24 protein-coding genes are annotated in these 22,178 nt (G+C 64.9%); 21 read left to right on the top strand and 3 right to left on the bottom strand.

The features are described 5' to 3' along the window. The first annotated feature begins 2 nt into the window (after positions 1 to 2). Together ACE3OV_RS05445 and ACE3OV_RS05440 are read left to right on the top strand one after the other, a co-directional pair. A complete protein-coding gene (locus ACE3OV_RS05445; RefSeq protein WP_374325802.1) occupies positions 3 to 911 on the top strand; it encodes a U32 family peptidase in 909 nt (302 codons plus the stop codon). Further along, a complete protein-coding gene (locus tag ACE3OV_RS05440) occupies positions 908 to 1,360 on the top strand; it encodes an SCP2 domain-containing protein (RefSeq protein ID WP_374325800.1) in 453 nt (150 codons plus the stop codon). Before ACE3OV_RS05445 ends, ACE3OV_RS05440 begins: the two co-directional genes overlap by 4 nt. A gap of 44 nt (positions 1,361 to 1,404) precedes the next feature. Here ACE3OV_RS05440 and ACE3OV_RS05435 read toward each other — a convergent pair whose 3' ends face one another. From ACE3OV_RS05435 to ACE3OV_RS05425, 3 genes are all read right to left on the bottom strand, one after another. Next, positions 1,405 to 2,070, bottom strand: coding sequence for an OmpA family protein (locus ACE3OV_RS05435; RefSeq protein ID WP_374325799.1), 666 nt, complete (start codon positions 2,068 to 2,070; stop codon positions 1,405 to 1,407). A gap of 138 nt (positions 2,071 to 2,208) precedes the next feature. Then, entirely contained in the window at positions 2,209 to 4,041 is a 1,833-nt protein-coding gene (locus ACE3OV_RS05430; protein WP_374325797.1) for a PHA/PHB synthase family protein, read from the bottom strand. 23 nt (positions 4,042 to 4,064) lie between these two features. After that, positions 4,065 to 5,105, bottom strand: a complete 1,041-nt coding sequence (locus tag ACE3OV_RS05425; protein ID WP_374326234.1) for an MBL fold metallo-hydrolase — start codon at positions 5,103 to 5,105, stop codon at positions 4,065 to 4,067. Between the two features lie 97 nt (positions 5,106 to 5,202). Between ACE3OV_RS05425 and ACE3OV_RS05420 the strand changes: the two genes are divergently transcribed. The 19 genes from ACE3OV_RS05420 (at position 5,203) to ACE3OV_RS05330 (ending at position 22,162) form a co-directional block, all read left to right on the top strand. Beyond that, positions 5,203 to 5,592 carry a MerR family DNA-binding transcriptional regulator gene (locus ACE3OV_RS05420; RefSeq protein WP_374325795.1) on the top strand — a complete coding sequence of 130 codons (390 nt, stop codon included), beginning with the start codon at positions 5,203 to 5,205 and terminating at the stop codon, positions 5,590 to 5,592. Between the two features lie 61 nt (positions 5,593 to 5,653). Next, positions 5,654 to 6,097 (top strand): PaaI family thioesterase, encoded by a 444-nt coding sequence (locus tag ACE3OV_RS05415; protein ID WP_374325793.1) that lies wholly within the window; start codon positions 5,654 to 5,656, stop codon positions 6,095 to 6,097. A gap of 28 nt (positions 6,098 to 6,125) precedes the next feature. Beyond that, the gene (locus tag ACE3OV_RS05410) at positions 6,126 to 7,298 is read left to right on the top strand and encodes an isovaleryl-CoA dehydrogenase (protein ID WP_374325791.1); all 1,173 of its coding nucleotides are present in this window, start codon (positions 6,126 to 6,128) and stop codon (positions 7,296 to 7,298) included. A 131-nt stretch (positions 7,299 to 7,429) separates the two neighbouring features. After that, positions 7,430 to 8,578: a carbonate dehydratase gene (can, locus tag ACE3OV_RS05405; RefSeq protein WP_374325789.1), complete on the top strand. Its 1,149-nt coding sequence runs from the start codon at positions 7,430 to 7,432 to the stop codon at positions 8,576 to 8,578. Positions 8,579 to 8,614: 36 nt separating this feature from the next. Beyond that, entirely contained in the window at positions 8,615 to 9,805 is a 1,191-nt protein-coding gene (locus ACE3OV_RS05400) for an acetyl-CoA C-acyltransferase (RefSeq protein WP_374325786.1), read from the top strand. Then, entirely contained in the window at positions 9,806 to 10,720 is a 915-nt protein-coding gene (locus ACE3OV_RS05395; protein ID WP_374325785.1) for a DMT family transporter, read from the top strand. Continuing rightward, positions 10,717 to 11,853 (top strand): acyl-CoA dehydrogenase, encoded by a 1,137-nt coding sequence (locus ACE3OV_RS05390; protein ID WP_374325783.1) that lies wholly within the window; start codon positions 10,717 to 10,719, stop codon positions 11,851 to 11,853. Before ACE3OV_RS05395 ends, ACE3OV_RS05390 begins: the two co-directional genes overlap by 4 nt. 60 nt (positions 11,854 to 11,913) lie before the next feature. Then, entirely contained in the window at positions 11,914 to 12,534 is a 621-nt protein-coding gene (locus tag ACE3OV_RS05385; RefSeq protein WP_374325781.1) for a 2-hydroxychromene-2-carboxylate isomerase, read from the top strand. Positions 12,535 to 12,552: 18 nt separating this feature from the next. Next, entirely contained in the window at positions 12,553 to 13,152 is a 600-nt protein-coding gene (locus ACE3OV_RS05380; RefSeq protein ID WP_374325779.1) for a TIGR00730 family Rossman fold protein, read from the top strand. A 55-nt stretch (positions 13,153 to 13,207) separates the two neighbouring features. After that, positions 13,208 to 14,815 (top strand): carboxyl transferase domain-containing protein, encoded by a 1,608-nt coding sequence (locus ACE3OV_RS05375; RefSeq protein WP_374325778.1) that lies wholly within the window; start codon positions 13,208 to 13,210, stop codon positions 14,813 to 14,815. Positions 14,816 to 15,499: 684 nt separating this feature from the next. Next, positions 15,500 to 16,288 (top strand): enoyl-CoA hydratase/isomerase family protein, encoded by a 789-nt coding sequence (locus tag ACE3OV_RS05370; RefSeq protein WP_374325776.1) that lies wholly within the window; start codon positions 15,500 to 15,502, stop codon positions 16,286 to 16,288. 3 nt (positions 16,289 to 16,291) lie between these two features. Beyond that, complete coding sequence (locus ACE3OV_RS05365; RefSeq protein WP_374325775.1) at positions 16,292 to 18,292, top strand: acetyl-CoA carboxylase biotin carboxylase subunit; 2,001 nt, start codon at positions 16,292 to 16,294, stop codon at positions 18,290 to 18,292. Between the two features lie 64 nt (positions 18,293 to 18,356). Further along, on the top strand, positions 18,357 to 18,596 hold the full coding sequence (locus ACE3OV_RS05360; RefSeq protein ID WP_374325774.1) for a type II toxin-antitoxin system Phd/YefM family antitoxin: 240 nt from the start codon (positions 18,357 to 18,359) through the stop codon (positions 18,594 to 18,596). Further along, a complete protein-coding gene (locus tag ACE3OV_RS05355) occupies positions 18,593 to 18,994 on the top strand; it encodes a type II toxin-antitoxin system VapC family toxin (protein WP_374325772.1) in 402 nt (133 codons plus the stop codon). The genes ACE3OV_RS05360 and ACE3OV_RS05355 overlap by 4 nt, the downstream gene beginning before the upstream one ends. A gap of 4 nt (positions 18,995 to 18,998) precedes the next feature. Next, positions 18,999 to 19,907, top strand: a complete 909-nt coding sequence (locus ACE3OV_RS05350) for a hydroxymethylglutaryl-CoA lyase (protein WP_374325770.1) — start codon at positions 18,999 to 19,001, stop codon at positions 19,905 to 19,907. Further along, positions 19,904 to 20,893 carry a hypothetical protein gene (locus ACE3OV_RS05345; protein ID WP_374325769.1) on the top strand — a complete coding sequence of 330 codons (990 nt, stop codon included), beginning with the start codon at positions 19,904 to 19,906 and terminating at the stop codon, positions 20,891 to 20,893. Before ACE3OV_RS05350 ends, ACE3OV_RS05345 begins: the two co-directional genes overlap by 4 nt. Beyond that, positions 20,893 to 21,087, top strand: a complete 195-nt coding sequence (locus ACE3OV_RS05340; RefSeq protein WP_374325767.1) for a DUF1289 domain-containing protein — start codon at positions 20,893 to 20,895, stop codon at positions 21,085 to 21,087. The genes ACE3OV_RS05345 and ACE3OV_RS05340 overlap by 1 nt, the downstream gene beginning before the upstream one ends. Then, positions 21,084 to 21,251, top strand: coding sequence for a DUF1289 domain-containing protein (locus tag ACE3OV_RS05335; RefSeq protein WP_374325764.1), 168 nt, complete (start codon positions 21,084 to 21,086; stop codon positions 21,249 to 21,251). The genes ACE3OV_RS05340 and ACE3OV_RS05335 overlap by 4 nt, the downstream gene beginning before the upstream one ends. Next, positions 21,248 to 22,162: an MBL fold metallo-hydrolase gene (locus ACE3OV_RS05330; protein WP_374325762.1), complete on the top strand. Its 915-nt coding sequence runs from the start codon at positions 21,248 to 21,250 to the stop codon at positions 22,160 to 22,162. Before ACE3OV_RS05335 ends, ACE3OV_RS05330 begins: the two co-directional genes overlap by 4 nt. Positions 22,163 to 22,178: the final 16 nt, after the last annotated feature.

Below are 22,178 nucleotides of genomic sequence, written 5' to 3'. Positions count from 1 at the left end.
GCATGAAACTGTCGCTCGGCCCCCTGCTCTGGTTCTGGCCCAAGGCAGAAGTCATGGAGTTCTACGCGGCGATGGCGGAGAACCCGGCACTCGACATCATCCACGTTGGCGAAGTCGTCTGCTCGCGCCGCCAGCAACTGCGTACCGCCGACTGGATCGGCCTGGCCCGCGACCTCACCGATGCCGGCAAGGAAGTCGTCATTTCGGCGCAGGCGCTGCTCGAATCGGAAAGCGACCTCAAGGCATTGCGCCGCATCGTCGATGAAGCCGGCTGCAAGGTCGAGGCCAACGATCTCGGCGCGATCAACCTGGTGTCCGGGCAGGATTTCGTCGCCGGTCCGCACCTCAACATCTACAACGAAGCCACCCTAGCCACCTTCGCCCGCTACGGCATGAAGCGCTGGGTGCCGCCGCTGGAAGCCTCGCGCGCGCTGATCGAAACGCTGCACGCCAGCCGCCCGGCCGGGGTCGAGACGGAAGTCTTCGCCTTCGGCAGGATTCCGCTCGCCTTCTCGGCGCGCTGCTTCACCGCCCGCCACTACGAGCTGAACAAGGACGACTGCCAGTTCAAGTGTCTCGACCATGCCGAGGGGCTGACGCTGAAGACTCGCGAAGGGCAGGCTTTCCTGACCATCAACGGGATCCAGACGATGTCGGCGCAAACCTACTGCCTGCTCGGCGAGATGCCGACGCTGCGCGAACTCGGCATCGACATAGTCCGTCTCAGCCCGCAGAAGCACCGGATCGACGAAATCATCGCCGCCTTCGACGGCGCCCGGCGCGGCCAGACGCCCACCGTCGACAGCTCGACGTGGAGCGAATGCGGCCTGGTCGACGGCTACTGGTTCGGCGACGCCGGGATCGCCACGCATCACATCCCGCAACCTGCCCGCACCGGAGCCCCCGCATGAGCCCGCATTTCGTCATTCCCCGTTTCCGGCTGCCGGCGCTGATCGCCGAAATCGGCCACAAGCTGCCACAGTGGCCGCATTCGCTGGCCCTGGTGACGGCACTCAACGCCGCCCTCAAGCTGAAGCTGCTGCCGGAAAGCGAACTCGGCGCGCTGGAGGACAAGCTGTTCCGGGTCAGCGTTCTCGATACCGGCGGCGTCGCCCACTACACCTTCCGCAACGGCCTGTTCCGCCCGGTATTCAGCCCGCAGCGCGAACCGGACCTGGCCTTTGCCGCCCACCTCTCAGCCTACCTGCAGTTGCTGGCGCGTCAGGAAGACCCCGATACCCTGTTCTTCAACCGCGAACTGGAAATCACCGGCGACACCGAGCTTGGCCTGATCGTCAAGAACATGCTCGACGCGGTCGAATGGCCGACCCTGCCACGTCTGCCGCTGACCGGAAACTGAACGGCCCGCGCGCGGCGGGCCGGATCAAGGGAGACTGCTAGCCCTCAGTTGGCGGCCTGGCCCTCGGCGATGAAGATTTCGACCCGCCGGTTCTTCGCCCGGCCTTCCGCGGTCGTGTTGTCAGCCAGCGGTTCGCGCGCGCCGCGGCCATCGACCGCGATCCGCGACGCCGCCACACCGCGCGGCACCAGGTAATCGCGCACTGCTTCCGCGCGCTTTACCGACAAGGGGTTGTTGATCTTGTCAGAGCCGGAACTGTCGGTATGGCCGACGATCGTCACCCGCGTCACCGCGTGTTCAGCCAGGCCCGCGGCAAGCTTGTCGAGGACCGGCCGCAACGACGGCCGGATCGCGTAACTGCCGGAATCAAAGGAAACATCGCTGGGAATCTCGAGCTTGAGGCGATTGTCGGCGGTCTGGGTGACTTCGACGCCGGTGCCCTGGGTCGCCTGCTCCATCGCCGCCTTCTGCTCCTGCATGCGCTTCGACCACAGATAACCGCCACCGGCACCGATCGCCGCACCGGCGGCAGCGCCGATCGCCGCACCCTTGCCGCGGTCGGATTTGCTGGCCGTGGCAGCGCCGAGCACGGCACCGGCAACGGCGCCGATCGCCGCCCCGGTTCCGGTATGGCGCTGCGTTTCATCCATGTTGGCACACCCGGTAAATGCCAGACTGACGGCGGTCAGGGCTATCATCGTTCGTTTCATCGTTTTTACCTCCTGTTGCCGGTCCTATCCGGCCTTTGCAGACTAGCACGCCCACTGGATCCGGCTGTTAGCAGTTGTAACAGCCAGCAAAAAGGGAGGCTTGCGCCTCCCTCGTTGATTGCCGCAGGACGAAAAGGTTCAGTCCTGCTTCTGGGCATCGAGACGGAACTTGACGTAGCTGCCCGGCGCCTCTTCCAGGGCCTTGAGCACCCCGGCCGCCGGATCGCGGGCCGGCACCTTGGCCGAACCACCAGGCAGGCTGGTGACCCATTCCTGCCAGTGCGTCCACCACGAACCGGCATGCTGCGTCGCGCCGGCCAGGAAATCCTCCGGGCTTTCCGGCAGGTTGCCGTCGGTCGCGTCATTGGTCCAGTAACCGTACTTGTTGGCGGCCGGCGGATTGACGATACCGGCGATGTGACCCGAACCGCCGAGGACGAACTTGGTCTTGCCGCTCGGCAGGCGCGCCCCGGTGTACGTGCTCTTCCACGGCGCGATGTGGTCTTCGATGGTCGAGATGAAGTAGCACGGGGTCTTGACCTTGCGCAGGTCGATCTTGACGCCTCCCAGTTCGATGCCGCCGGGGTCCTTGAGCTTGTTCTCGAGGTACATGTTGCGCAGGTAGAAGCTGTGCATCGCCGCCGGCATGCGCGTCGAATCCGAGTTCCAGTAGAGCAGATCGAAGGGGAAGGGGTCCTTGCCCATCAGGTAGTTGTTGACCACGAAGGACCAGATCAGGTCGTTGGCGCGCAGCATGTTGAAGGTACCGGCCATTTCCGAACCTTCGAGGAAGCCGCGCTTCTCCATCTTCTTTTCCAGCCCTTCGATCGTCCCTTCATCGAGGAAGACCGAGAGTTCGCCCGGTTCGGAGAAATCGAGCATGGTGGTGAAGAAGGTCGCCGAGTTGACGCGCTTGTCCTTTTTTGCCGCCATGTAGGCCAGCGTGGACATGGTCAGCGTGCCGCCGATGCAGTAAGCGGCCAGGTTCACGGAATCCTCGCCGGTCTGTGCGCAGACCTGGGTGATCGCTTCCAGCGTTCCGTTCAGCATGTAGTCTTCGAAACCAACCTGAGCCATCTTCTCGTCCGGATTGACCCAGGAGATGATGAAGGTGGTGTGGCCCTGGTCGGTCGCCCACTTGACGAAGGAGTTCTTCTCGCGCAGGTCGAGAATGTAGTACTTGTTGATCCACGGCGGGACGATCAGGAAGGGCTTCTTGTACTGCTCGGTGGTGCCCGGGTTGTACTGGATCAACTGGAACAGTTCGTTCTGGTACACCACCTTGCCCGGCGTCGTCGCGACGTTCCTGCCCATCTCGAAAGCCGAAGTGTCGGTCATCCGGATGCGCAGCTGACCGTCTTCATTCATGTCCTGCAGCAGGTTGTTCAGGCCCTTGATCAGGTTCTGGCCGTGGCTCTTGACCGTCTCGCGGAAGACTTCCGGGTTGGTCAGCGCGAAGTTGGACGGCGACAGGGCATCAATGTACTGACGGGTGAAGAAGTTGACCTTCTGCTGCGTCGCATCGTCGAGACCCTCGGTGCAGCAGACCGTGTCATGGATGTGGCGGGCGGCGATCAGGTAGGACTGCTTGACGAAGTCGAACAGGAAATGCTGTTCCCAATCCTCGTCCTTGAAACGCTTGTCGCCCTTCTGCGGCACGGCAACCGGCGCAGTGCCTGGCATGCCGAGCATCTTCATCATCGAGCCCTGCCACAGCGAGAAGTAATCCCACATCATGTTCATCTGGGTCTGCGCCAGCTTGTAGGGATTGGCCATCAGGCGGGCAGAGAGGTCCATGAAGGCACGGGCAACGCCCATTTCGTCGGACGGCGTCTCGACCCCGTCCTTGGCCTTCTTTTCCATGTACTGGGTGATGATGCGCGAAGCGCGCTGGGCGACCTCGGCGTAGGTCTTGGCCATTTCGGCCGGATTGGGCAGATTCAGGCCCTGTTCTTCCGTTTGCTGCGACATGTGAAGCTCCCTCTGTCAGTGCGTCAGTGCGTGGCGGATCGTTGTGGCAACCGCGAATAGCGAATCACGCCGTCGTCGCCGATTTCCCTCGACAATCGTCCGGCCTGTTCCAGATAGTTCAGATGGGCAATTGCTTCACCCATCGCGAACATGGTTTGGTGTGTATCGAGCGCCCGACCAAACAACACGTCGAGCAACCCGGCTGCGCTCTGCGGCGCTTGTTCACAGCTATTCTCCAGCGCATGCAATCGTTCTTCGTGGTGCGCATGCAAGGCACCCACACGCGCCTGCACCCCGGTGAAGGGCAGGCCGTGCGATGGCAGGACCAATGTCTGCGGCGGAATTTCCCCAGCCATCACGGTCAGCGATTCGAGATACCAGCGCAGCGCATCGGCATCCGGCGTTGCGGCAAAAACGCTGATGTTGGTCGAGATTTTCGGCAGCAGCATGTCGCCTGAAATTAACACGCCAAGTTTGGCACAGTAAAGCGCCAGATGTTCCGGCGAATGGCCGTAGCCGATGAGAATTTTCCAGGTCTGTCCATCGACCGTCACCGACTCCCCCGCCTTCAGCCGGTGATAGTGCGCCGGCAGACCCGGTACCGCCCGCCGGTAGCCCGAGCCACGGCTGGCGAACTTGTCCAGGCGGTCAGCATCAAGACCATGCTGCCGGAACTGTTCGACCATGTACTGAGCACCATGGCCGCCGACCTCGTTCCACACCGCGTGCGCAGTCAGGAACTCGGCGCTGGTCATCGCCAGTGGCGCACCCGTCTGCTCCATCAGCCAGGTCGCCAGACCGAGGTGATCTGGATGGAAGTGGGTGACGATCAGGCGCTTCACCGGCCCGTCCAGACGGTCGAGGATGCCGCGCCAGGTGGCGCGCACACCGTCATCCGGGAAGCCGGTGTCGATGATGGTCCAGCCCTCGCCGTCGCGCAGCAGCCAGAGGTTGATGTGGTCGAGTTGGAAAGGCAGCGGCATGCGCAGCCAGAAGACGCCGGACGCGACCTCGCGCAACTCGCCGGCGGCGGGTATCTCCGGGTAGGGGTAATGTAGGGACATGGTTTTCCGTTTTCGTTTTTCGAGCAAGTTACCATACGGTAGCGGATTGAAAAAAGCCCCGCCATCTGCTTAACTTCGCCGCAACCAAGGAGTCATGATGAGCCAGCCGGCCACCTTCAGCATTTCCGACCTCGCGCGTGAGTTCGCCATCACCCCGCGCACCATCCGTTTCTGGGAAGACCAGGGCATCCTCGCCCCGCAGCGCGAGGGCCAGAAACGCATCTTCACCCGCCGCGACCGCGCCCGCTTGAAGATGGCCCTGCGCGGCAAGCGCCTGGGCTTGAGTCTGGCCGAGATCAAGGACCTGATCGGCATGTACAACTCGACCGAGGACGAAACACCACAACTCCTCGAATGCCTGCGCATCATCGAGAAGCGCCGCGCCGCGCTGGAACAGCAGCGCGAGGACATCGAAGCGGTGCTCGCCGAGATCGGCCAGTTCGAACAGCAGTGCCAGCAGGAACTGACGCGCCGGAAAAATGCGTGATTTTTTTTGCCGGTTGGTTTACGTTTACGTCAACGTAAATTAATTCATCCCCATGTACGCCATGCCCCACCCCGCCGATCCCGATTTCGCCGCCCGCGTTCTTGCCAGTTTCGCGCGCCAGAACGCCATGCAGCTGATCCGCGCGGAGATGCCGCTGGTCGCCTACGGCCGCACCGAAATCCACGTTCCGCACTGGGACGGCATCGAGCAGCAGCACGGTTTCGTCCATGGTGGCGTGGTCGGCATGATCGCCGACTCGGCGGCCGGCTACGCGGCGATGACCACGGTTCCGGCCAGTGCCTCGGTGCTGACCGTCGAATACAAGATGAACCTGCTCGCCCCGGCCGATGGCGACAAGCTGATCGCCCGCGGCAAGGTGGTACGCGCCGGGCGCACGCTGATCGTCACCCAGGCCGAGGTTTTCGCGGTCAAGGGCGAAAAGGAAGTTGCCTGTGCACTGATGCAGCAGACGATCATGGCGATGCACGGCAAGACGGAAAAGTAAGACCAGACAACAAACCGGAGACAAAGCAATGAACATTCCCAGCCTCGACTTCGCCCTCGGCGAAGACATCAACCTGCTGCGCGACGCCGTCAAGGCTTTCGCCGACGCCGAGATCGCCCCGCGCGCCGCGGAAATCGACCGGGTCAACGAATTCCCCGCCGACCTGTGGAAGAAATTCGGCGACATGGGCCTGCTCGGTATGACCGCCGGAGAGGAATACGGCGGCACCAATATGGGCTACCTCGCCCACATCGTCGCGCTCGAGGAAATCTCGCGCGCCTCGGCCTCGGTCGGTCTCTCCTACGGCGCCCACTCGAATCTGTGCGTGAACCAGATCCGCCGCAACGGCAGCTCAGCGCAGAAGCAGAAATACCTGCCCAAGCTAATTTCCGGCGAACACGTCGGTGCGCTGGCGATGTCCGAGCCGAACGCCGGTTCCGATGTCGTCTCGATGAAGCTCAAGGCGGAGAAGAAGGGCGACCGCTACGTGCTCAACGGCGCCAAGATGTGGATCACCAACGGCGGCGACGCCGACACCCTGGTGGTCTACGCCAAGACCGATCCGGAGGCCGGCGCCAAGGGCATGACCGCCTTCATCGTCGAGAAGGGCATGAAGGGTTTCAGCCACGGCACCCATCTCGACAAGCTGGGCATGCGCGGCTCCAACACCTTCCCGCTGTTCTTCGACGACTGCGAAGTGCCGGAGGAGAACGTGCTTGGCGGCGTCGGCAACGGCACCAAGGTGCTGATGTCCGGCCTCGACTACGAGCGCGCCGTGCTCTGCGGCGGTCCGCTCGGCATCATGGCCGCCTGCATGGACGTGGTCGTGCCCTACCTGCACGAGCGCAAGCAGTTCGGCCAGGCGATCGGCGAATTCCAGCTGATGCAGGGCAAGGTCGCCGACATGTACTCGACCTGGCAGGCCACCCGCGCCTACGTCTATGCGCTGGGTCGCGCCTGCGACACCACCGACCACAGCCGGACCCTGCGCAAGGACGCCGCCGGCGCCATCCTCTACTCCGCCGAGAAGGCGACCTGGATGGCCGGCGAGGCAATCCAGACGCTGGGCGGCGTCGGCTACACCAACGAATACCCAACCGGCCGCCTCTGGCGCGACGCCAAGCTCTACGAGATCGGCGCCGGCACTTCGGAAATCCGCCGCATGCTGATCGGCCGGGAGCTGTTCAATGAAACGACCTGACGGACGGCTGGAGACTTCCTGAATTCATAATTATTGGCACGATAGAATGTGCGCCTGACCGCAGCCTCGGGCTGGGTAAACGCACATCGCGGCGCCTCCTCGCAGCGCCGCCCTATCAGGAGCCACACTGCATGAAACTGAACCTACGCACCCTGACCGCCGCCGACACCAACGAGATCGAACGCGTCCGCCAGTTCTTCCGCAACTACGCGGGCTGGCTGGGCGTCGACCTGTCGTTCCAGAATTTCGACCAGGAAATGGCCTCCTTGCCCGGTGCCTACGCGCCGCCGCATGGCCGGCTGTTCTTCGCCGAATACGACGATCAGGGCGCCGGTTGCGTCGGCATCCGGCCGCTCGCCGATGCGGCGGGGGTCTGCGAGATGAAGCGGCTCTACGTCGAACCGAACTTCCGTGGCCTCGGCATCGGCCGCCGGCTCGCCCTGGCTGCGATCAAGGCAGCCAAGGAACTCGGCTACCGCAAGCTGCTGATCGACACCCTGCCGAGCATGCGCATGGCGGTCAAGCTCTACCGCGAACTGGGTTTCACCGAGGCGCCGAGTTACTACCATACGCCGATCGAAGGCACGATCTTTCTCGCCCTCGACCTCGACAACTGGTCGGAAGAGGAAATCCGCAGCGAAAACCTCTGCCACCTGTTCGATTTCAACCGCGCCTGGGCGCGCCAGATGCAGGAAGTCGACCCGCAGTATTTCGACAAGCTGTCGACGCTGCAGGCACCGGAATTCATGTGGATCGGCTGTTCCGACTCGCGGGTGCCGGCCAACCAGATCGTCGGCCTGCTGCCGGGCGAGGTTTTCGTCCACCGCAACATCGCCAACATCGTCGTCCACACCGATCTCAACTGTCAGTCGGTCCTGCAGTACGCCGTCGATGTGCTCAAGGTCAAGCACATCATGGTCGTCGGCCATTATGGCTGCGGCGGCGTGCGGGCGGCAATGAACAAGGATCGCAACGGACTGGTCGATGTCTGGCTGCGTCACGTCCAGGACGTGCACGCCAAGCATGCGAACCACCTTGAGGCCCTGCCCGAAACTCAGCGCTATGACCGCCTGTGCGAACTCAATGTGCTTGAACAGGTGACCAACGTCTGCCAGACCTATGTCGTCCAGGATGCCTGGAAGCGCAACCAGAAGCTCACCATTCACGGCTGGATCTACGGGCTCAAGGACGGTCTGATGCATGACCTCGGCGTCACCGTCGATTGCCTGGACGACCTGCCCACCCGCTACGACGCCGCCCTGCGAGCGCTGCTCGGCTGAACCCATTCCCATAACAATCCGCAAGGAGAACACAGCATGAATGACCCGATTGTCATCGTATCCGCCGCCCGTACTGCCATGGGCAGCTTCCAGGGCGGTTTTTCCGGCCTGACCGCCGCCAACCTTGGCGCCGAGGCGATCAAGGCCGCCGTGGCCCGTGCCGGCATCGACGCCAACCTCGTCGACGAGGTCCTGATGGGCTGCGTCCTGCAGGCCGGCCAGGGCCAGGCCCCGGCCCGCCAGGCCGCACTGCAGGCCGACCTGCCGCTGTCGGCCGGTTGCGCCACCATTCACAAGGTCTGCGGCTCGGCGATGAAGGCGACGATGCTCGGCCACGACGGCCTGCTCGCCGGTTCCTGCGACATCGCGGTGGTCGGTGGCATGGAGTCGATGACCAACGCCCCCTACCTGCTGCCCAAGGCACGCGGCGGCTACCGCCTCGGCCACGGTCAGATGATGGACCACATGTTCCTCGATGGCCTCGAAGACGCCTACGGCAAGGAAACGCGCGGCCGCCTGATGGGCACCTTTGCCGAAGAGTGTGCGGCCACTTACGGCTTCACCCGCGAAGCTCAGGATGCCTACGCGATGCAATCGACGACGCGCGCCATCGCAGCCAGCAACAACGGTTCCTTTGACTGGGAAATCACCCCGGTCACCGTCGCCGGCCGCAAGGGCGAAGTCGTCATCGACAAGGACGAAGGCCCGTTCGCGGTCAATGTGGACAAGATCCCGACCCTGAAGCCGGCGTTCAAGAAGGACGGCACCGTCACCGCCGCCAACTCCTCGTCGATCTCCGACGGCGCCGCCGCCATGGTACTGATGCGCGCCTCGCAAGCAGAAAGGCTCGGCCTCACGCCGCTTGCCCGCATCGTCGCCCACACCACCCACGCGCACGCTCCGGCACTGTTCCCCACCGCACCGGTCGGCGCCATGCAGAAGTTGTTCGGCAAGACCGGGTGGACCGCAGAGAGCGTCGATCTCTACGAAATCAACGAGGCTTTCGCCGTCGTCACGATGGCCGCGCTGCACGATCTCAAGCTCGACGCCGCAAAGGTCAACGTGCATGGCGGCGCCTGCGCACTCGGTCACCCGATCGGCGCTTCCGGCGCCCGCATCGTCGTCACCCTGCTCGGCGCCTTGAAGAAGCAGGGGCTCAAGCGCGGCGTCGCCTCGCTGTGCATCGGCGGCGGCGAAGCGACCGCTCTCGCGGTGGAAATGCTCTAAGTGCCGCAAGCGGCCCGGACCCTGACCTACGTCAAGCTGGTGGCAGCGATGGCGATGTGGGGCGGCACCTGGATTGCCGGGCGAGTGATCGCCCAGGAACTCAGTGCCCCGCTCGCCGTCGCCGCGCTACGCTTCGTCGTCGCCGGCCTGGTGGTCGGCGGCGTGATGCTGGTCGCCGGCGGCGGCATACCGCTGCCGAAGGACCGGCAGGAATGGGGTCTGGTCTGGGCCCTCGGTTTCTTTGGCATCTTCCTCTACGGCCTGTGTTTCTTTTTCGGGCTGCAGCACATCCCGGCCGGGCGCGGCGCCCTGGTGGTCGCGCTCAATCCGGTGGTCATCGTGCTGCTCGCCTGGGCCATCGGCAAGGAAGGCATGAACCGGCGCAAGGCGCTGGGCAGCGCGATCGCCCTCGCCGGCTGCCTGACCGTGATCGGCAACGGCGACCCGCTGGCCCTGCTGCAAGGCACGGTCGGCATCGGCGAGTGGCTGATCCTCGGCTGCGTGCTGAGCTGGGCGGCCTACACCTTCATCGGCTGGCGGGCGACCGGCCATTTCTCGGCGCTGGCGACCACGCTCTACGCAAGCTTCAGCGGCGCCTTCCTGCTCGGCCTGGCGGCGCTGGTGCAGGGCGACATCGACCTCAGCGCCTGGTCGTGGCGGGTGTGGAGCAGCATGCTCTTCCTCGCCGTCTTCGGCACCGCCATTGCCTACACCTGGTTCACCGCCGCCGTGCAACAGCTCGGCGCCGGCCACGCCTCGGTCTTCATCAATCTGGTACCGGTCTTCGCCGTGCTGCAGGCAGCCGTCCTGCTCGACGAGCGCCTCGGCCTGCCGGTGCTTTTCGGCGGCCTGCTGGTAATTGCCGGCGTCTGGCTGACCACCGTACAAAAAACAACTCTGGAGAAAACAGCATGATTCTGACGCAAGAACAGGAAATGATCCGCGACACCATGCGCGCCTTCGCGCAGGAACGCCTCGCCCCCTTCGCCGCCGAATGGGACAAGAACCACACCTTCCCGGCCGACGCGCTGAAGGAACTCGGCGAACTGGGCGCCATGGGCATGTGCGTGCCCGAGGAATGGGACGGTGCCGGCATGGACTACATGTCGCTGGTGCTAACGCTGGAAGAAATCGCCGCCGGCGACGGCGCCACCTCGACCATCGTCTCGGTGCAGAACTCGCTGGCCTGCGGCATCACGCAGAAATACGGCACCGACGCGCAGAAGGAAGAATGGCTGAAGCCGCTGGCTCGCGGCGAAAAGTGGGGCTGTTTCTGCCTGACCGAGCCGCACACCGGGTCGGACGCCGCCGCGATCACCACGCGCGCCGACCGTGACGGTGACCATTTCGTGCTCAACGGCGTCAAGCAGTTCATCACCACCGGCAAGCACGCCCACATGGCCATCGTCTTCGCGGTGACCGACAAGGCCGCCGGCAAGAAGGGGATTTCCTGCTTCCTGATCCCGACCAGCACGCCGGGCTTCATCGTCGGCCGCACCGAGGACAAGATGGGCCAGCACGCCTCCGACACCGTGCAGATCATCCTGGAAAACTGCCGCGTGCCGGCTTCCGCCCTGCTCGGCCAGGAAGGCGAAGGCTACAAGATCGCCCTCTCCAACCTCGAAGCCGGCCGCATCGGCATCGCCGCGCAGAGCATCGGCATGGCGCGCGCCGCGTTCGAAGCTGCCGTGCGCTACGCCAGGGAGCGCGTTACCTTCGGCGTGCCGATCATCGAGCACCAGGCGGTCAACTTCAAGCTGGCCGACATGAACACCCTGCTCGACGCCGCCCGCCTGATGGTCTGGCGCGCCGCCCAGCTGAAGGATGCCGGCAAGCCCTGCCTGAAGGAAGCGTCGATGGCCAAGATGTTCGCCTCCGAAGCGGCCGAGAAGATCGCCTCCGACGCCATCCAGATCCACGGCGGCGTTGGCTACACCAGCGACTTCCCGGTCGAGCGCATCTACCGCGACGTACGCATCTGCCAGATCTACGAAGGCGCCAACGACATCCAGCGGCTGGTGATCGGTCGATCGATCGCGGCCGAATAAGCCTTTGCGGCCGACCGGGCGAAGAACCCCGGCGGCCGCCCTACCCCTGCGGAGACTTTCATGAGCGATATCACCACCCCAGCACCAATCGATTTCTGGTTCGATTTTTCCAGCCCCTACGGCTACCTGATGGCCGAGAAGATCGACGACGTCGCCGCCCGCTTCGGGCGCAAGGTGCGCTGGCATCCGATCCTGCTTGGCATCATCTTCCAGGCCACCGGTTCGCGCCCGCCGGTCGACGGCGTCAGCAGCAAGGGCAACTACATGCTGCACGACTTCGCCCGTTCGGCGCGCTTCCTCGGCGTTCCCTACAAGATGCCGAGCCGCTTCCCGCTGCCGACACAGAACGCCGCCCGCGCCTACTACTGGCTGCACGGCCAGGATTGCGCGCTGGCCCGGCGTTTCGCCCGCGCCGTCTATCGCGCCTTCTTCGTCGACGACCTCGACATCTCCGCGCCGGACACCGTTCTCGACATCGCCGCCAGCCTCGGCATCGACCGCGCAGCCCTCGCCGCCGCACTGCAGGCCCCGGAAATCAAGGCCCGCCTCAAGGATGAGTGCGAGCAGGCGCTGGCCGCCGGCGTCTTCGGCTCGCCGCACGTGATTATCGACGGCGAAGCCTTCTTCGGCGCCGACCGCCTGCCGCAGATCGAACGCTGGCTGGAAAGCGGCGGCTTTTAACCCACTCACAGGAACAGCATGCAACGTATCTGCGTCTTCTGCGGCGCCAACGCCGGCAACAAACCGATCTACCGCGCCGAGGCCGAAAAACTCGGTCGGCTGCTCGCCGCGCGCGGCATCGAACTGGTCTATGGCGGCGGCAACGTCGGCCTCATGGGCGCCGTTGCCGATGCCTGCCTCGATGCTGGCGGCACGGTCATCGGCGTCATCCCGCAAGCCTTGATGGGCAAGGAAGTCGAAGGCCGCCCGGTAGATCACCGGACACTGACCCGGCTCGAAGTCGTCGATTCGATGCACACGCGCAAGGCGCGGATGGCCGAACTGGCCGAAGGCTTCATCGCCATGCCGGGCGGCTTCGGCACCTTCGAGGAATACTGCGAAATCCTCACCTGGGCGCAGCTCGGGTTCCATGTGAAACCGATCGGCCTGCTCAACATCGCCGCTTACTACGACCCGCTGCTGGCGATGTTCGACCATGCGGCAGCGGAAGGCTTCCTGCGCGAACAGAACCGGGCGATGGCGCTGAGCGACAGCGACCCGGAAGCCCTGCTCGCCGCGATGGCCGCTTTCCGACCCGAGCCGGTCAGCAAATGGCTCAAGGAGGAAAGGCAGTTGTAACAGCTTTCCGTTTTTCCATTTTCAGGCAACGCAAAGAGAAAAGAAGCGAGGAGACATGACCATCCTGAAATCCCAACTGAACCCGCGTTCGGCCGACTTCCAGGCCAACGCGACGGCCATGCAGGCGGTTGTCGCCGACCTGCAGGAAAAGGTCGAGAAGATCGCCCTCGGCGGCCCGGAAGCGGCGCGCCAGAAGCACCTGGCGCGCGGCAAGCTGCTGCCGCGCGAGCGGGTCAGCGCCCTGCTCGACCCCGGCACGCCCTTCCTCGAGATAGGACAATTCGCGGCGTACGGGATGTACGGCGGCGACGTTCCCGCCGCCTCGGTAATCGCCGGCATCGGCCGCGTCGAGGGCGTCGAGTGCATGATCGTCGCCAACGACGCGACGGTGAAGGGCGGCACCTACTACCCGCTGACCGTCAAGAAACACCTGCGCGCGCAGGAAATCGCGCTGGAAAACCGCCTGCCGTGCATCTACCTCGTGGACTCCGGCGGCGCCTTCCTGCCGATGCAAGACGAGGTCTTCCCGGACAAGGAACATTTCGGCCGTATCTTCTTCAACCAGGCCAACCTGTCGGCTCAGGGCATTCCGCAGATCGCGGCGGTCATGGGTTCATGCACCGCTGGTGGCGCCTACGTGCCGGCGATGTGCGACGAGTCGATCATCGTCCGCGATCAGGGCACGATCTTTCTCGGCGGCCCGCCGCTGGTCAAGGCGGCGACCGGTGAAGTCGTCAGCGCCGAAGACCTCGGTGGCGCCGACGTGCATACGCGTATCTCCGGCGTCGCCGACCATCTGGCCGAGAACGACGCCCATGCGCTGGCCATCGCCCGGCGCATCGTCCGCGACCTGAACTGGAAAAAGACGCCGCCGGTCACCTTGACCGCACCGAGCGCGCCGCTGTTCAGCCCGGAAGAGCTGTACGGCGTGATTCCGACCGATACCAAAAAGCCCTTCGACGTGCGCGAGATCATCGCCCGCATCGTCGATGGCTCCGACTTCGACGAATTCAAGGCACGCTACGGCACCACGCTGGTCTGCGGTTTCGCCCGCATCTACGGCTACCCGGTGGGCATCGTCGCCAACAACGGCATCCTGTTCAGCGAATCGGCGCTCAAGGGCGCGCACTTCATCGAACTCTGCGCCCAGCGCGGCATTCCGCTCGTCTTTTTGCAGAACATCACCGGCTTCATGGTCGGCCGCAAGTACGAAAACGGCGGCATCGCCCGCGACGGCGCCAAGATGGTGACGGCCGTCGCCACCGCCAAGGTGCCGAAATTCACCGTCGTCATCGGCGGCAGCTTCGGCGCCGGCAACTACGGCATGTGCGGCCGCGCCTACAGTCCGCGCTTCCTCTGGATGTGGCCGAACGCGCGCATCTCGGTGATGGGCGGCGAACAGGCGGCCGGCGTGCTGGCCACGGTCAAGCGCGACGGCATCGAAGCCAAGGGCGGCAACTGGTCGGCGGAAGAAGAAGCCGCCTTCAAGGCGCCGATCCGCGAGCAGTACGAAACGCAGGGCCATCCCTACTACGCGTCGGCGCGACTGTGGGACGACGGCATCATCGATCCGGCGGATACCCGGCGCGTGCTCGGGCTCGGGCTGTCGGCGGCGATGAATGCGCCGGCGGAAGCGACGAAGTTCGGGATTTTCCGGATGTGATGGGGATGGGGTTTTCTGAAACGCTGGGTTCCGATGGACCGCTGAGTTTCGCGCCTGGCGCGCGGGCTTATTCGGTTGTTGAACCGCTGGGTTCCGCCGTTGACCGGCGGGCGTACTTTCTTTTTTGTGGAAAAAAGAAAGTAGCCAAAGAAAAAGCCACCCCCAGGTCGGCGCCGGGCTACGCCCGGTCCCTTGCGCTACTCGACGGTCCGGGCGGCTGGCTAAACTCGCCGCTACGCGGCTCAAACAACTCCAGCCGACTTCCCCCGGACCGCCTGCGTTGCTCAGCGCCTCTCAGGGGGGCCCTGAAAACCAATGGCGCGCAAAGCCGGGTTGGCAAAACAATCGACAAAGCCAACACGCCCCAAACTGCGATCGGTTTGCCGGGCCCCTTGGAAGGCGCCGAGCAACGCAGGGTAGTCGGGGGCCTTCGGCTGGCGTTGTTTGAGGCCCGCAGGGCCGAGTTTAGCCAGCCGCCCGACTGCCCGAGTAGCGCAGGGAAGCCGCGCAGCGGGCGCCGACCTAGGGGTGGCCTTCTTTTTGGCTACTTTTTCTTGGCCACACAAGAAAAAGTACGCCCGCGCGTCAGGCGCGGAAGGCAGCGCTCAAAAATCCAAAGCTACCCGCATCAAACCAAAAACACACCCGTAAAAAAACCAACAAATCCGCAGGAGACAAACCCAAATGCCCTTCCAAGCCCTGGAAATCGAACTAAGCGGCCCGATCGCCACGATCTGGATGAACCGCCCCGACCTCCACAATGCCTTCGACGAAACCCTGATCGCCGAACTGACCGCCGCCTGCATCGCCCTCGACGGTGATGCCGATGTGCGTGTCGTCGTCCTCGCCGGGCGCGGCAAGAGCTTCTCGGCCGGCGCCGACCTCAACTGGATGCGTCGCGCCGCCAACAACGGCATCGATGAAAACCTCAACGACGCCCGCGCGCTGGCCGGCATGCTGCGAACGCTGGCCGAGATGAAGAAGCCGACCATCGCCCGCGTTCAGGGCGCTGCGCTCGGTGGCGGCATGGGCCTGGCGTCGGCCTGCGACATCGCCGTCGCCTCGACCAAGGCGGTGTTCGCCACCTCCGAGGTCAAGTTCGGCATCATTCCCTCGGCGATTTCGCCCTACGTGCTGCGCGCCATCGGCGCCCGACAGGCGACGCGCTACTTCCAGACCGCCGAGCGCATCGACGCCGCCCGTGCCCGCGAAATCGGGCTGGTGCATGAAGTGGCCGAACCGGAAGCACTCGACAGCAAGGTCGCCGAGATCGTCAGCGCCCTGCTCGCCGGCGGTCCCAACGCGCAGGCCGCCGCCAAGGACCTGATCCGCGCCGTCGATCACCAGCCAGTCAACCACACCCTGGTCGAGGAAACCGCCCACCGCATCGCCCATTTGCGGGCGACGCCGGAAGCGCGCGAGGGCATTTCCGCCTTTTTGGACAAACGTCAGCCCAACTGGATGGGGGAATAAGCGATGTTCACCAAGATTCTGATCGCCAACCGCGGAGAAATCGCTTGCCGCGTGATCAAAACCGCCCGCCGCATGGGCATCCGTACCGTCGCCGTCTATTCCGAAGCCGACGCCAACGCCCGCCACGTGCGCCTGGCCGACGAGGCGGTGCTGCTCGGGCCGGCGGCAGCGCGCGAGTCCTATCTGGTCGCTGACAAGATCATCGAAGCCTGCCAGCGCACCGGCGCCCAGGCCGTGCATCCGGGCTACGGCTTCCTTTCGGAGAATGAAGAGTTCGCCGAGGCGCTGGCCGCCGCCGGCCTGGTTTTCATCGGCCCGCCGGCGTCGGCGATCCGCGCCATGGGCTCGAAGTCGGAAGCCAAGAAGCTGATGGGCACGGCCAAGGTGCCGCTGACGCCGGGCTACCACGGCGACGACCAGCGGCCGACGCTGCTCCATGCCGAGGCCGAGAAGATCGGCTACCCGGTGCTGATCAAGGCGGCCGCCGGCGGCGGCGGCAAGGGCATGCGCCTGGTCGAGAAATCCGAGGATTTCCCCGATGCGCTGGCCTCCTGCAAGCGCGAGGCGCTGTCGAGTTTCGGCGACGACCATGTGCTGATCGAGAAATACATCACCAAGCCGCGCCACGTCGAAATCCAGGTCTTCGCCGACACGCTGGGCAACTGCGTATATCTCTTCGAGCGCGACTGCTCGGTGCAGCGCCGCCACCAGAAGGTGCTGGAAGAAGCCCCGGCACCAGGCATGACCGAGGCCCGCCGCCGCGAGATGGGCGAGGCAGCGGTGGCCGCCGCCAAGGCCGTCGGCTACGTCGGCGCCGGCACGGTCGAATTCATCGCCAACCAGGACGGCAGCTTCTTCTTCATGGAGATGAACACCCGTCTGCAAGTCGAACACCCAGTCACCGAGATGATCACCGGCCAGGATCTGGTCGAATGGCAGTTGCGCGTCGCCGCCGGCCAGCCGCTGCCGCTCAAGCAGGAACAACTGGAAATCCGCGGCCACGCTCTGGAGGCGCGCATCTACGCCGAAGACGCCAACAAGGGCTTCCTGCCCGCCACCGGCAAGCTGGTGCGCCTGGTGCCGCCGGCCGAGTCGATCAACGTGCGGGTCGATACCGGCGTCGAGGAGGGCGACGAGATCACGCCCTTCTACGACCCGATGATCGCCAAGCTGATCGTCTGGGACGAAACCCGCGACGGCGCCCTGGCGCGCATGCGCAAGGCGCTGGCTGACTACCGCGTCGCCGGACTGACCACCAACATCGATTTCCTCTCCCGCCTGGTCGCCTGCCCGGCCTTCGCCAGGGCCGACCTCGACACCGGCCTGATCGAACGACAGAAGGACTTCCTCTTCCCCGCCGCCCAGCCGGTGCCGCGCGACGCGCTACTGGTCGCCACGGTCGGCGAACTGCTCTGGGAACAGCACGCGGCGAAGCTGGCCGCGCAGCACAGCGGCGATCCTTACTCGCCCTGGCATGCCCGCGACGGCTGGCGGATGAACCTGTCGGCCGCGCGCACGATCAGCTTCATGGACGGTGAAACGCTGGTCGAAGCCCGCGTCCGCTACCTGGGCGAACGCTGGGAAATCTCGCTCGGTGGCGAAATGACCGTGGCCAGCGGCAGAAAGCTGGAAGGCGACCGCTTTGCCGTCGAACTCGACGACCGTCGGCTGATCGCCTCGGTGGTCGCGGTCGACGACAAGCGCACGGTCTTCCTCCAGGGAAGCACGTACTCACTCCTGCGCGACGACCCACTGCACCGCGTCGATGCCGGCGACAGCCACGGCGGCGGCCTGACCGCACCGATGCCCGGCAAGGTCGTCGCCCTGCTCGCCCAGCCCGGCCAAAAGGTGGAGAAAGGTACGCCGTTGCTGATCCTCGAAGCGATGAAGATGGAGCACACCATCACCGCCCCCGCCGCCGGCACCCTCAAAGCCTTCTGCTACGCCGCCGGCGAACAGGTGGCAGATGGGGCGGCGCTGGTCGAGTTCGAAAGCGAATCGTGACAACTTGACAAGATAGCCTTCGCTACCTAGGATCAATCCACGACGAACCCTAGCGAGATAGATCATGCAAACCATCCAGGTTGGTGAATTCAAAGCCCGTTTCTCCGAAATGATCGATTCGGTGCGCGCCGGCGAAACCATCGTCGTTGCCTACGGCCGCAACCAAGAGAAGGTTGCGGCACTGATTCCCTACGACCAATTGCCGGCCAGCCAACCGCGCCAGCTCGGCGTGCTGGCCGGCAAGGCGACGGTCGCCTTCGGCGACGATTTCGCTATGACCGACGAAGAACTGCTCGGCGCATGAAACTGCTGCTCGACACACACGCGCTGCTCTGGGCGATCATCGCCCCGGAGCAGTTGTCCGCCGAGGCGCGAGCTGCCATTACCGATCCGGCGGCGCAGGTTGCCGTCAGCGCCGTTTCCTTCTGGGAAATCGCCATCAAGGCGGGGCTGGGCAAGCTCACCCTCACCGGCACCACGCCGGAGGCTTTGGTCGAAGCCGCGCAGCAGCAGGGTTTCGACCTGCTGCCGCTCGATCCTCGCCTGGCTGCCAGTTTCTCGCGCCTGCCCGCCGACCCGCAGCATCGTGATCCATTCGACCGTATGCTGGTTTGGCAGGCGATTTCGCTTGGTTACACGCTGGTCAGCCGGGACCGGAAAATCGCTGCCAGCCCGATCGAGGGCTTGCGCCTACTTTGGTGAAACCATGAATACCTTGCCGAACAAAGTCAAAATCGTCGAAGTCGGCCCGCGCGACGGGCTGCAGAATGAAAAGCAGGTCGTCCCGACCGAGATCAAGATCGAATTGATCGAGCGCCTGGCCGAGGCCGGGCTGTCGGTGATCGAGGCGACTTCCTTCGTCTCGCCGAAGTGGGTGCCGCAGATGGGCGACAACGCTGCCGTGCTGGCCGGCATCAAGCGCCGGCCGGGGGTCACCTACATGGCGCTGACGCCCAACCTGCAGGGTTTTGACGGTGCCGTCACGGCAAAAGCCGACGAAGTGGCGATCTTCGCCGCCGCTTCCGAGGCGTTTTCGCTGAAGAACATCAACTGCTCGATCAGCGAGAGCCTGAAGCGCTTCGAGCCGGTACTTGCCGCCGCCTCGGCGCTGGAGATTCCGGTGCGCGGCTACGTTTCCTGCGTCGTCGGTTGCCCCTATGAAGGCGCGGTGGCGCCGGAAAAGACTGCCGAAGTGGCGAAAGTCCTTTACGACATGGGCTGCTACGAGGTGTCGCTAGGCGACACCATCGGCGTCGGCAATCCGGCGTCGGTCACGCAGATGATCGAGGCCTGCGCCCGCGTCGTGCCGATCGAGAAGCTGGCCGGCCATTACCACGACACCTACGGCATGGCGATCGCCAACATCTACGCCTCGTTGCAGGCCGGCATGGCGGTTTTCGACGCCTCGGTCGCCGGGCTGGGCGGCTGTCCCTACGCGAAGGGCGCGTCCGGCAACGTGGCGACCGAGGATGTCGTTTACCTGCTCGACGGATTAGGCATACAAACCGGCATCGATCTGGCTAAACTGGCGGCAGTCGGCGACTGGATCGCCACCTCCATCAACCGCCCGAACGGCGCCAAGGCCGGCCGGGCCCTTTGTGCCAGCGCCGCTTGACCTTCCTTTCCGCTCTTGCCGATCTGCTGAAGCCCGCGCCGCAGCCCGACCCCGAGGTCACAGCGGCACTCGATCGCGTGATCGGCATGGTCGATCCGCTGGTCCGCGCTGCACCGCGCCTCGACAAACACCTGCTGGCCGCCGTCGAACACGCACTGGCTTATTGCCAGGGGCTGGTCAGCGCCCTGCCCGGACCGTTCGAGATCAACCGGCGCAGCTTCGCCAGCGACATGCTGGTGCATGCGCTGTTCGCGACACCGACCGACATCGACGAGATGCTTGGCCGCAGCCAGGCGATCCGCGATTTCCTGCAACGCCCGGAGTGCTGGGCCAGCGACTGCTTCTGCGCGATGCTGGCGGCGCGCCGCCAACAGAAACGACAGTTCGGCCTGGCGCAACAGGGCAACGTGATCCGCAGCGATGTACCGCAGGAAATCGTCTATTTCTCGGACCAGACGCTGATCGAACCCAGTTGCAACCTGGAGACGACGCGCCAGCGGCTGCAGGCGCGGGCGCTGGAAAGCCTGCTGCGCAGTTTCAACGCCCACGTCGACCAGCTGCGCCGCGAACGCCAGGGCCTGCGCGCCGACCTCTCAGTCGAACACGCCCAATTGCTCGTCAGGCAGCAGCAACATCACGCCGATGAGGATGAACGCCATACCCGCCATCTGGTTGAACTCGACCTGCGCCTGCGCGAAAACAGCGAGGCGCTGATGCCCGAGCATCTGGTCGAAGTGCTGGCCGACTTCCTGCGCCACCCGGAAAGCGCGCTGGCGCTGACGCCGGTCAGCATCCGCATCGACCGCATGGGCATCGTGCACGAGCCGAGCGAACCCGGCGACGACGCGCAAACCATCAATTTCCCGGAACTTTCCAGCCGCGACCGGCGTCAGCATCTGGCGACGCTGGTCCGCATCACGCGCGAGGAAGCGCAGGCCGCCGTCGCCAACGCCATCGACCGCCAGAAACGTTACGTCCTCCTCTGATGCCTGCCCTGCCCGCCTCACCCTGCACCAACGTCTGCCGCATCGACCCGACCAGCGGCTTCTGCGTCGGTTGCCGGCGCACTCTCGACGAAATTGCCAACTGGTCGCGTCTCGACGCCCCAGCGCGGCTGGCCGTACTCGCCACACTGCGCGACCGCCAGCCGGCCCCACCCCGCCCCGGTGAAAGACCATGAGCGAGCCCAGCGAAGACCTTTACCCCTGCGTCGGCATCTGCACCACCGACCCCGACAGCGGCTACTGCCTCGGCTGCGGGCGACCGCCGGCAGAGGAGCCGGAGACCGCCGTCCCAACCCAGACACCAGTGCCGGCGACAGGCGAAACCCAGCCCCCGGCATGACGGCGAAGCTGCCGGACAGCCTCCGGGTCATCGAGCGCGGCTGGCTGTCGGCCAACAACATCCTCGCTTTCGACGGCGAGCGGGCGACGTTGATCGACAGCGGCTACGTCACCCACGCCGAACAAACCGTCGCCCTGCTCCGTCACGCGCTCGCCGGTTGCCGCCTCGAACGCCTGCTCAACACCCATTCGCACTCCGACCACATCGGCGGCAACGCCGCGGTACAGGCGGCTTTCGGCTGCAGCATCGCGGTCCCCGCCGGCCTCCAGGCGAGCATCGCCGAATGGGACGAGGATGCCCTGCTGCTTTCGCCGCTTGGCCAGCAAGCGGCGCCGTTCCGCCACGACGGGCTGATCGAGGCCGGCAGCGAGATCGAATTCGCCGGACTGAGCTGGCAGGCGCTAGCGGTACCCGGTCACGACATGGAAGCGCTCGCCTTTTACAACCCGGAACGCCGTCTGCTGATTTCCGGCGACGCGCTGTGGGAAAACGGTTTCGGCGTCGTCTTCCCGGAACTGCTCGGCACCGCCGACGGCCTGGCGGCCACCCGGGCGACGCTGGAAATGCTCGGCCGCCTGCCGATCGACATCGTCATTCCCGGCCACGGCGCCCCGTTTGCCGACGTCGAGCGGGCGCTCGCCACCGCCTTTCGCCGAATCGATGGCTTTTGTGCCGACATCGAGCGACTGGCCTGGCACGCCCTCAAGGTGATCGTCGCCTTCGCACTGATGGAAAGACGCCAACTGGCGGCAGCGGGTTTTGCCGATTTCGTGGCCAGCCTGCCGTTCGCGGTCGATATCAACCAGCGCTATCTCGCGTTGGCGCAAGACGAACTGGCCACCCGCCTGCTCGCCGACCTGAGCGGCGCCGGTGTACTCGTTCATCGGGGAGATATGCTCATCCTTCGCTGACCCAAACCCGGCGCAG

The sequence above is a fragment of the Azonexus sp. genome (genome assembly GCF_041909095.1).
Taxonomy (GTDB): domain Bacteria; phylum Pseudomonadota; class Gammaproteobacteria; order Burkholderiales; family Rhodocyclaceae; genus Azonexus.
The sequence above is the reverse complement of the archived record's forward strand: the minus strand, read 5'-3'. Positions and strand labels throughout refer to the sequence as shown.